Raw genomic sequence first — 10,682 nt, 5'->3', positions numbered from 1 at the left:
GCTTTTTGAACCATTTTGATACGGTTTGAACAGCAGATTATCTCTTGCTGAACTGCGGAGCGCGACGTGCGGCTTTGAGACCGTATTTCTTTCTTTCCTTCATTCTTGAGTCTCTTGTAAGGAAGCCTGCTGACTTAAGGTCTGCTCTGTAAGCTTCTGTATCAACTTCAAGAAGTGCTCTTGAGATACCGTGACGGATTGCACCGGCTTGACCTGTGAAACCACCGCCTTCAACTTTTGCGATTACGTCGAACTTATCTGTTGTCTTTGTAAGTTCAAGTGGCTGACGAACGATAAGCTTTAGTGTATCAAGACCAAAGTATTCATCGATTGTTCTGCCGTTTATTGTGATTTTTCCGTTGCCCGGAACAAGACGAACTCTTGCAACAGAAGATTTTCTTCTACCTGTACCGTAGTATTGTTCTTTAGCCATTTATATTGTCCTCCTTACTTTATTTCGCCTGTCCAAGCGATTGGATTTTGTGCTTGATGATCATGTTCTGTACCCTTGTAAACACGAAGTCTTGTAAGAGCTTTTCTTCCGATTGTGTTGTTTGGAAGCATACCGTTTACAGCGTACATAACAGCCTTTTCAGGTTCTTCTGCCATAAGCTTGTTGTAGTGGATTTCCTTAATTCCGCCTACCCAGCCTGTGTGGTAGTAACGAACCTTTTGGTTAAGCTTATTACCTGTAAGGATAATCTTATCAGCATTGATAACGATAACGTGGTCACCGCAATCTACGTTTGGTGTAAATGTAGGTAAGTGCTTACCTCTTAAAATGCTTGCAACTGTTGCAGCAACACGACCAAGTGGCTTGTCAGCTGCATCAACAACATACCACTTTCTTTCTACGTCTTGTGGCTTTTGCAAATAGCTTGAATTCATAGTTGTGTCCTCCTATACTTAATCTATTCATGTTAAAGCTTACTTCTTTAACTCACAACGGCTATTTTACTATGTTTTTTGCTCATTGTCAACACTTTTTGAAAAATTTTTAATAAATCAAATAACAATCTCTTATTTTCTCTTTATTTCTCATTAATACTCTTTAAATCACAACTTTCATTTTAAAAATTGTTGTATTATTTTGTTCACTTGACTAATAATATTTTATGACATATAATAAGAATATACGACAAAAAGTATTGGGGTGAAGTGATGAACAAGGTAAAAGAACAGATTAAATTTGATTTTGCGAACAACTGTTTTGATGTGCTTAGACTGTACAGTGCGTTTTACGTTATGACTCTGCACATATTCAGACATATAAGATTACAGGAAGTGTCGCCTGTATTCGATTGGTGGAACGGTGTCGTTGTGCTGTTTTGCATAAGCGGTTTTTTGGTTCCGGCATCTATGGAGAGAAGTAAAAACACATGGGAGTTTTTAAAAAAACGTGTGCTTAGAATAATTCCGTCGCTGTGGGTGTGTATAATTGTCGGAGTGATTGTGGCGGCGGCTTTTTGCGGATTTGTACTGAACAAGACTTTTGTGACGTGGTTTCTTGGACAGCTTGTTTTTATACGGGATTTGCCGCAACCGGATTTTATAAATAATTTCGGAATAGGAAATTTCCAAGCAAATCTTTGGACAATGATATTTACAGTCCAGTTTTACATTATTACTGCGATAATATACAGATTTTTAAAAAATCGAAAACTGTGGGTATGGATATTTGTAATGATACTGTCTATGGCACTTAATCTTGTTGTGCCGCACTTACAGGAAATATTGCCTGAAACGGGACGGTTGATAATCTCACATTCGTGTATGCCGTATTTTTATATGTATTTTGCGGGTTGGTTTATGTACCGCTATCGTGAAAAAATCGTGCCGATACTTTCAAAAACAAAAATATTGTGTGTGCTTTTGTTTATTGCCCGTGCGATTTATTGCGACAGGTTCGGTGTGAGAATAGGCGAGTATATGGATATAATTCAAGTGCTTTTGCTTTGTCTTATGACTGTCGGTTTCGGTTACAGTTTCGGTAAAATCAGATTTAAGTTTGATTTGTCGTACGGATTGTATTTGTATCATATGGTTGTTGTTGATATATTCGTGCAAATCGGTTTGGTGGGTAATATGGGATATGTTGCGGCGGTTTATGTTATTGCTGTATTGTGTGCGCTTATATCGCATTATCTTGTAGACGATACCGTTGCACATATATTTAATAAGAAGAAACCGAGTATAGATGAAGTTAAAGAAGAAGTACAAATTGAAGAAAAACAAATTGTTAAACAACCTGTTTCGGTTGTAGACGATGATGAAACTGATTTTTAAAAAGACGGAGTCATCCGTCTTTTTACTTTGCAAAAAATATTGGATTAATTTTATTTTTGTGGTTGACTTTGCGGAAAAGAGGTGGTATAATAATTTATGTTGTTTATAGGTCATATCGGGATGTGGCTCAGTTTGGTAGAGCACTACGTTCGGGACGTAGGGGCCGCAGGTTCAAATCCTGTCATCCCGACCAAAAACGGCAAACAAATCGCATTATTATGCGGTTTGTTTTTTTTTATTGCCAAATTTGAGCAGAAATAATACTAATCAGAAGTGATAAAAGAATCTGTGCTAAATAAATATCCCCCGGTATAGCCGGGGGATATTTACTATTCTCCTAAATGTTTAATTATCTTGTTGTACATATGTTTAAAGAATAACAATGATAACGTCAATGAGCCGATTTCGGCAATGTTGAATGACCACCAAACTGCGTGGATACCGCCGATTTTGGCAAGGATATATGCTGACGGAAGAAGTATGATAAGCTGGCGTGTTATAGAAATCATCATACTTAAAAAGCCGTGTCCCAATGCTTGCAGGCTTGATGAAATAACTATACATATACCTGCAAATGCAAAGCTGAGGCTGATTACTCTCAATGCCGGAATACCGATTTCCAGCATATGGTCTGAGGCGTCAAACAATCTCAAAAGTACATCGGGCATAAACTGGAACAGCATAATTCCTATAAACATAATACAAACCGCATACATAATTGCGAGTTTAATGGTTTTTGTAAGACGTTTTTTGTTTTGTGCGCCGTAATTATATGAAACAATCGGCACCATACCGTTATTAAGACCGAATACAGGCATAAATACAAAACTGTTAAGTTTAAAGTATACACCGAATACCGCAACGGCAGTTGATGAAAAAGTGATAAGAATTTTATTCATACCGAAAGTCATTGCAGAGCCGACTGACGACATAATTATTGAAGGAATACCGACAGAAAGAATGTTCTTTACAAATATAATCTGCGGTTTAAAACCTTTAAAGCTGATATGTACATCGGGATTTTTGGTAAGGTTAAATGTAATCGCAAGAATTGCCGCACATATTTGACCTGTTACAGTCGCAATCGCCGCACCGGCAACACCCATTTTCGGCATACCAAACAAACCGAAAATTAATATAGGATCGAGAATGATATTGATAATTGCACCTGTTGACTGTGTTATCATTGTGAATATTGTTCGTCCTGTGGATTGAAGGATTCTTTCAAAACCAATCTGCATAAAAATACCAAATGACATAAGCAGACAAATTCTTGTATATTCAATACCCATATTTGCAATATCGCCTGCACCCGCTTGTGCAAGAAAAAACGGCTTTGTTACAAAAATTCCTATAAGTAAAAATAAAACATATCCGAGAACTTCTATAAATATACCGTTTTCGGCGGTCTTGTTTGCCGCTTCAAACTTTTTTTCGCCGAGTGCGCGTGAAAGCATTGCGTTTATACCTACCCCTGTACCGACTGCTACGGAAATCATAAGGTTTTGCATTGGAAATGCCATTGAAACGGCTGTCAATGCGTCTTCGGAAAGTCTTGATACGAATATACTGTCGACTATGTTATAAAGTGCTTGCACTATCATTGATATAACCATAGGCAGTGACATTGTTACAAGCAGCTTGTTTACAGGCATTGTACCCATTTTGTTTTCTTTCGTTTGTTCCATTTATTGTGACTCCTTTCGATTTTTATATGCAACTTTCTTATTATACTATATTTTGTGGCGGTTTGCAAGGGAGGGTGAGGGGATTGTGGGATTTTTGTGTATGGTAAGAGGGCGACCACTGGCCGCCCCTACGAATGAGGGGTAGGGCGGTCATTGGCCGCCCGAGTGGAAAGTATATGGGATAACGTGCGACCGATGGTCGCCCCTACGAAAGAGAGGTGTCACGGAGTGACGGAGAGGTGGCAATCGAGAAAATAAAAAAAGCCCCCCCTCAGACGGCTGAGCCGCCAGCTCCCCTCAAGGGGAGCCTTAAGGGACGTCGGTGTGCCGTACTCTACGAATGAATGAGAGGAACGGAGAATTATTTTGTGAATAATATAATGATTTTGCATATAAATAAAATCTGCTATTGAAAAATAGATATAATTGCGGTATAATTATAAGATAAGGAAAAGTAAGAAAGGACTTGCGAAAAAAATGGATTTGGAATTAAAAGAAATTGAACTTGCGGCTAAACGTCTTGAGCCGACTATTCACAGAACTAAGATTGAATCATCTAAAACTTTCTCTGACATGACAGGCGGAGAGATATATTTAAAATTTGAGAACCAACAGAAAACAGGTTCATTTAAAATAAGAGGTGCGTCAAATAAGATTGCCGCACTTGTTGAAAGAGGCGAAATTACTTCAGCCGTTGCTTCATCTGCCGGCAACCATGCACAAGGTGTTGCGTATGCGTCACACGTTCACAACATTCCCGCAACTATCGTTATGCCGAAGTCTGCTCCTATCGCTAAGGTGAGTGCGACAGAGGGTTACGGTGCCAAGGTAGTGCTTTACGGAGATTGTTATGACGACGCTTACAAAAAAGCGGTTGAAATTCAAGAAAAAGAGGGTGCAACTTTCCTTCACCCATATGACGATCTTGAAGTTATGGCAGGACAAGGTACAATCGGTATAGAAATTCTTGAGGATTTACCTACTGTTGATATGGTACTTGTACCGGCTGGCGGCGGCGGTCTTTTGGCCGGTGTTGCGGCTTGCATAAAGCAAATCAATCCGCGTGTACAAATTATAGGTGTACAAGCTGAGGGCGCTCCTGCAATTTACAATTCATTTAAAGAGAAAAAACACGTTACTACCGATTCTGCCGTTACTATCGCAGACGGTATTGCGGTTAAAATACCAGGTGACAAAACTGTTGAACTTATCAACAAGTATGCAGATGATGTTGTGACGGTATCAGATGCAGAAATCTCAGAGGCTATTTTACTGCTTCTTGAAAGAACAAAGCAAGTTGTTGAACCTGCCGGTGCTACACCGCTTGCGGCTGTTCTTAACAACAAGGTTGATGTTAAGGGTAAGAAAATCGCTTGCGTACTTTCTGGCGGTAACATTGATGTTAGCTTTATTCACAGAATTATCGAGCTTGGTCTTGTTACACGTGAGAGAAAGCTTAAATTCAAGACTACACTTCTTGATATTCCGGGAAGTTTGGAACATCTTTCACACATTCTTGCCGAGGCAAACGCAAATATCGTAATGGTACAGCACGACAGATTGAGTGCAGACCTTGATCCGAACGAGGCAATTATTCATATTGCTTGTGAAGTCGGCGGCAGAGAACACGGCGAAAGAGTTATTAAGGTACTTGAAAAGAACGGTTATAATATTGTGATGGAGTAAAATTAAATGATTAAAAAATCTCTTATTTCTCTGATGTATGAGGCGGCATCTATTCAGCGTTGGAACGACCATATCCGTCCTTGGACCGGCTTTACGGAGCTTGACAAGCAGGCACACAAGATGTTTTATGCTTATGTGCTTGCAAAGTGTGAGGGCGAAAGCGTTAATATGATAAAGCTTATTGAGGGCGGAATATTTGAGTTTTTCCACAGAATTGTGCTTACTGACATTAAACCACCTATTTATCATAAACTTGTAAAAGAAAAAGGCTTTCAAATAGATAATTGGGTACTTTCCGAGCTTGAAGAACATATGGACGGTATCGGCGGCGGTTTCTTTGAGAGAATGAAAAAGTATTATCTTGACAAAGATTACGCGTCTCTTGAAAAACAGATTTTAAAAGCCGCACATTACCATGCGAGCAACTGGGAATTTAAAATAATTTATCCTATGAATCCGCAGACTTTCGGTATAGAACAGGTTAAAACCGAAATGGCACAGGGATTGGCGGCTTGCGATACTTTTCACGGTTTCAGATATTTTGCCGGAAGTAAGTATCTTCAAGAGTTTTTGTCGCTTATAGGAAAGCTGAGATACCAACAAAGGTGGGCAAAAGCGGTAAGAATGCCCGAAACTTTTGTTATGGGGCATATGCTTGTCGTTGCGATTTTGTCGTACTTTATGTCGCTTGAACTTAACACTCCTTGCAGAAAACGTCTTGAAAACAACTTCTTTTCGGGACTTTTTCACGATTTACCCGAGGTCTTAACAAGGGATATTGTGTCACCGGTAAAGAACAGCGTCAAGGGTTTGGACAGCATAATCAGTGAAATAGAAGATGAACAAATGCGTGAAGTTATTTATCCGCTTTTACCGCCTGCTTGGCACAGGGAGATAGAGTATTACACGCAGAATGAATTTGATTCTAAAATTATTGATGACGGCGAAATCAATATGGTTACGTCGGACTTGATAAACGAAAAGTATAATGAAGACAAATACAATCCGATAGACGGACAGATTATACGCGGATGTGACCACCTTTCCGCATACATTGAGGCATATATGTCGCTTAGCTATGGCATTAAGTCAGAGCAAATGCAGAGCGGATATGACCATTTGAAAGGCAAATACAAGGATAAGGTCATCGGCGGAATTAATTTTGGAGAATTATTTGATTACTTTGTATTATGAGATATAACAGAGAAAAAAAAGAACTGACCTTTGATGAGGCTAAAGACAAGGCTTTGAGATTGCTTGAATTTCGTTCACACAGTGAGCGTGAACTTTCGGATAAGCTGAAAAGAGCCGGTGCAAAGGAAGAAGATATAGATGAAATTCTTGAATTTTGCAGAAATTACGGCTTTTTGGACGACAGAAAGTATGCGATTGCAAAGGCAAAGGATTTAAAGAATTTGAAAAAATACGGTAAAAGACGTATTAAGTCCGAGCTTTACAGTAAGGGTATAGATGCGGAATACGTTGAGGAGGCGGTTTCGTATCTTGATGAGGACGAAGAAGATATGCTTTTGCCTCTTGTTGAAAAAAGGCTTAAAGGTGACTTTGAAAAGAAAAACATTGATAAATGTATACGATATTTTATGTACAGAGGTTACGGCTTTTCTGACATTAAAAATTGTATAGATAATATAAAAGAGGAATATGGAGAGTAAACTTATGTATAACATCGGTCTTGTTTCGCTTGGCTGTGCGAAAAATCAGACAGATGCCGAAATTATGCTCGGTATATTGGCAAATGACGGTTTTAATATAACGTATAATCCGTCAGACGCCGATGTCATAATCGTAAATACTTGCGGTTTTATCGAGTCGGCTAAACAGGAATCAATAGACGCTATACTTGAAATGGCTCAATACAAAAACGGAAGATGTCGATTGCTTATTGCAACAGGTTGCTTGGCAGAACGATACAGCGGTGATATTTTAATCGAACTGCCCGAGGTTGATGCAATAGTCGGAACAGGTGATTATGATAAAATCGCGGAGGTTATCCGCGAGGCGTTTAAGGGCGAAAAGCCTGTAATATGCGGTCATAATGACAGAACTCCGGATGAACGGCTTCCGCGAATTTTGTCAACACCGTCATATACGGCATATTTGAAAATTGCCGACGGTTGTGACAATAACTGTACTTATTGTGCTATTCCTATGATTAGAGGACATTTTAGGAGCAGAAAAATTGAAGATATAGTTGAAGAAGCTGAAAATCTTGCGAAAAACGGTGTTAAGGAACTTATACTTATTGCACAGGATACTTCACGTTACGGAAAAGATTTGTACGGCGAATATTCGCTTGATAAGTTGCTTGAAAAACTTGTCACGGTTGACGGTATCAAGTGGATAAGAGTGCATTATTTCTATCCCGAGGCTATTACGGACAGTCTTATTGATACAATGGCTAAATATGATAAAATATGCAATTATATCGATATGCCCGTACAGCATGGCAACAATGAGATTTTAAGACGTATGGCAAGACGTACAACTCAAGAACAAATGGTTGAGAGAATCAATAAAATAAGAGAAAAAATGCCTGACTGCACAATCAGAACGTCTATAATTGTAGGTTTTCCGGGTGAAACGGAGGAACAGTTTAACGACCTTTATGAATTTGTTAAAAAGGTGCATTTTGACAGAATGGGTGCTTTCACATATTCACAGGAAGAAGATACTCCTGCGGCTGATTTTCCGAATCAGGTTGATGAGGAAATCAAGGAAGAACGTCTTGACAGACTTATGACACTTCAACAGGGAATATCGCTTGAACTTAACAAAGCTAAGCTTGGCAAAACGCTTGAAGTTTTGGTTGAGGGATACGATGAAGAAAGCTTCTTGTTCTACGGCAGAAGTCGCGGCGACAGTATTGATGTTGACGGAAAAGTATATTTTGCAACGGAGGAAGAAGTTACTCCCGGCGATATTATAAAAGTAAAAATTCTTGACGCAGATGAATACGACCTTACAGGTCAAGCGGAGGTGATTTGATGAATACGGCTAATAAAATTACAATGATTCGTGTATTTCTTGTACCGATATTTATGGTGTTGTTTATGATAGATAACGTAACGTGTCATTATGCGGCACTTGGTGTTTTTGTACTTGCGTCGATAACTGACGCGATAGACGGTCACGTTGCGAGAAAGTATAATCAAGTCACGACTTTCGGCAAATTCGTTGATCCGCTTGCGGACAAGGTGCTTACAACGGCGGCATTTTTGATATTGATGTACTATGACCGTATGAGTGTATGGGCATTGATGATTGTGCTTGTAAGAGAATTTGCGGTTGCGGGTATAAGACTTGTTGCGGCGGGTGAAGGCAAGGTTGTTGCCGCAAGTATGTGGGGCAAACTTAAAACCGTTACGCAAATGGTTGCAATTATCGTTGCAATGCTTTTGCTTCCGATTCAAAATACATTCTTAGGTGTACACCCTAAATTGATTTCAGATATACTTATTTGGATTTCGGTTGTATTCACAATAATTTCGGGTGTGGACTATATAGCAAAGAATTGGAACTTGATGGAAATGAAATAAATTTGTTTTATATAAATTGAAAGGGGAATTACATAAATGGAAGAATTAATAAATACTCTTAAATTTGACGCAAGCGGACTTATTCCGGCAGTTGTGCAGAATATTGAAACTAATGAGGTGCTTATGGTTGCATATATGAATGCGGACACGATTAAGCAAACTCTTGAAACAGGCAGAGCAACTTTTTGGTCAAGAAGCAGACAGGAAGTTTGGGTAAAGGGCGATACTTCGGGTAATTATATGTACGTTAAAGAAGTTCGCGTTGACTGCGACTGCGATTGTCTTGTTGTGCTTGTTAATCCTGCTGGTCCTGCGTGTCATACGGGAAACAGAAGTTGTTTCTTCAGAAAGATTGAGGACGGCAAGCTTGTTGAGGACGCAAAGGAACAGACTAAGACAGATGTATTTGCGCGTGAACAGGCTGTAGTTATGGACAGAAAAGAACACCCTGAAGAGGGCAGTTATACAAATTACTTGTTCGATAAGGGCGAAGATAAGATTTTGAAAAAAGTCGGTGAGGAGGCTGCCGAAGTTGTTATTGCAGGTAAAAACCGCGATAAGGACGAAATCAGCTACGAAACCGCTGACCTTATTTATCACCTTACTGTTATGCTGGTTGACAACGGTATGACTTGGGAAGATATTTATAAGGAAATGGAAAGAAGAAGTAACTAATCGAAAATCGGTTGCCGAAATTTTGGCAGCCGATTTTTTTGTTTTGAGAGGTGCAACGTTTTGGTATTGTAAAATGTCGGTATTTGTGATATAATAAACTATTATAGAAAAAGGAAGAATCACTGTATGTGGCATTTTATAAAACATTTTATGACAATCACAAGGCACCGTCACAAGGTAATGTATCATTGCCTAAGGTGCGGAATTTTGTGGCAGGGTATGCGTCACGATTTGTCGAAATATTCACCGACTGAATTTTTACCGGGAGCAAGATTTTATCTCGGTGACAGAAGTCCGACAGAGGGCGAAAGACGTGAATACGGTTATTCAAAGGCTTGGATGCACCACAAGGGAAGAAACAAACATCACTTTGAATATTGGACAGACTACAATCCCAAAACAAGACGTATGGAGGCGGTCGAAATGCCGTTAAAATATGTTAAAGAAATGTTTTGCGACCGTGTTGCGGCAGGAAAAATTTATTTGGACGACAAATATACAAACGATAATCCGATAGAATATTTCTTAAAGGGAAATGCTAAAACAAGTATGCACCCAAACACTGCAAAGCTGCTTGAAGGGTGGCTTATGATGTTGCAGCAAGAAGGGGAAGAAAAAACGTTTGCGTATATAAAAAATTTAAAATAGCCGTTTGAAAGGAGGATTTTGAATGAAAAAGATTTACAGACTTTTATATTCAAACAAATTCGTTGCAATGGTAATGCTTTTAATGCAAATCATTACGTTTGTTGCAATGTATATATGGATTTCCGACTATTCAAAGGTTTTG

11 protein-coding genes and 1 tRNA gene are annotated in these 10,682 nt (G+C 39.1%); 9 read left to right on the top strand and 3 right to left on the bottom strand.

What is annotated here, in order from left to right:
* Positions 1-37 precede the first annotated feature (37 nt).
* Both rpsI and rplM read right to left on the bottom strand, forming a co-directional pair.
* Complete coding sequence (gene rpsI, locus ACLTU0_RS08270) at positions 38-433, bottom strand: 30S ribosomal protein S9 (protein WP_022229376.1); 396 nt, start codon at positions 431-433, stop codon at positions 38-40.
* A 14-nt stretch (positions 434-447) separates the two neighbouring features.
* A complete protein-coding gene (gene rplM / locus ACLTU0_RS08265) occupies positions 448-888 on the bottom strand; it encodes a 50S ribosomal protein L13 (protein WP_022229377.1) in 441 nt (146 codons plus the stop codon).
* Between the two features lie 273 nt (positions 889-1,161).
* Between rplM and ACLTU0_RS08260 the strand changes: the two genes are divergently transcribed.
* Both ACLTU0_RS08260 and ACLTU0_RS08255 read left to right on the top strand, forming a co-directional pair.
* The gene (locus ACLTU0_RS08260; protein ID WP_412322011.1) at positions 1,162-2,286 is read left to right on the top strand and encodes an acyltransferase family protein; all 1,125 of its coding nucleotides are present in this window, start codon (positions 1,162-1,164) and stop codon (positions 2,284-2,286) included.
* A gap of 116 nt (positions 2,287-2,402) precedes the next feature.
* A tRNA-Pro gene (locus tag ACLTU0_RS08255) sits at positions 2,403-2,479 on the top strand.
* Between the two features lie 136 nt (positions 2,480-2,615).
* Here the strand turns inward: ACLTU0_RS08255 and ACLTU0_RS08250 are convergent.
* On the bottom strand, positions 2,616-3,974 hold the full coding sequence (locus ACLTU0_RS08250) for an MATE family efflux transporter (RefSeq protein ID WP_147514738.1): 1,359 nt from the start codon (positions 3,972-3,974) through the stop codon (positions 2,616-2,618).
* A 477-nt stretch (positions 3,975-4,451) separates the two neighbouring features.
* Here ACLTU0_RS08250 and ilvA point away from each other — a divergent pair, with 477 nt between their 5' ends.
* The 7 genes from ilvA (at position 4,452) to ACLTU0_RS08215 (ending at position 10,540) form a co-directional block, all read left to right on the top strand.
* Positions 4,452-5,660: a threonine ammonia-lyase gene (gene ilvA / locus ACLTU0_RS08245; protein WP_308456575.1), complete on the top strand. Its 1,209-nt coding sequence runs from the start codon at positions 4,452-4,454 to the stop codon at positions 5,658-5,660.
* A gap of 6 nt (positions 5,661-5,666) precedes the next feature.
* Positions 5,667-6,854, top strand: a complete 1,188-nt coding sequence (locus ACLTU0_RS08240) for an HD domain-containing protein (protein ID WP_412322010.1) — start codon at positions 5,667-5,669, stop codon at positions 6,852-6,854.
* A complete protein-coding gene (locus tag ACLTU0_RS08235) occupies positions 6,851-7,333 on the top strand; it encodes a regulatory protein RecX (protein ID WP_022230854.1) in 483 nt (160 codons plus the stop codon). Before ACLTU0_RS08240 ends, ACLTU0_RS08235 begins: the two co-directional genes overlap by 4 nt.
* Before the next feature lie 4 nt (positions 7,334-7,337).
* Complete coding sequence (rimO, locus tag ACLTU0_RS08230) at positions 7,338-8,666, top strand: 30S ribosomal protein S12 methylthiotransferase RimO (RefSeq protein ID WP_412322009.1); 1,329 nt, start codon at positions 7,338-7,340, stop codon at positions 8,664-8,666.
* Positions 8,666-9,217, top strand: coding sequence for a CDP-diacylglycerol--glycerol-3-phosphate 3-phosphatidyltransferase (gene pgsA, locus ACLTU0_RS08225; protein WP_337599980.1), 552 nt, complete (start codon positions 8,666-8,668; stop codon positions 9,215-9,217). Before rimO ends, pgsA begins: the two co-directional genes overlap by 1 nt.
* A gap of 36 nt (positions 9,218-9,253) precedes the next feature.
* Positions 9,254-9,892: a bifunctional phosphoribosyl-AMP cyclohydrolase/phosphoribosyl-ATP diphosphatase HisIE gene (gene hisIE, locus ACLTU0_RS08220; protein WP_337599979.1), complete on the top strand. Its 639-nt coding sequence runs from the start codon at positions 9,254-9,256 to the stop codon at positions 9,890-9,892.
* A gap of 126 nt (positions 9,893-10,018) precedes the next feature.
* Positions 10,019-10,540 (top strand): DUF5662 family protein, encoded by a 522-nt coding sequence (locus ACLTU0_RS08215; RefSeq protein WP_022230850.1) that lies wholly within the window; start codon positions 10,019-10,021, stop codon positions 10,538-10,540.
* The last annotated feature ends 142 nt before the right edge of the window (positions 10,541-10,682 follow it).

This window comes from Hominilimicola sp., assembly GCF_046972485.1.
GTDB lineage: Bacteria > Bacillota > Clostridia > UBA1381 > UBA1381 > Hominilimicola > Hominilimicola fabiformis.
The sequence above is the reverse complement of the archived record's forward strand: the minus strand, read 5'-3'. Positions and strand labels throughout refer to the sequence as shown.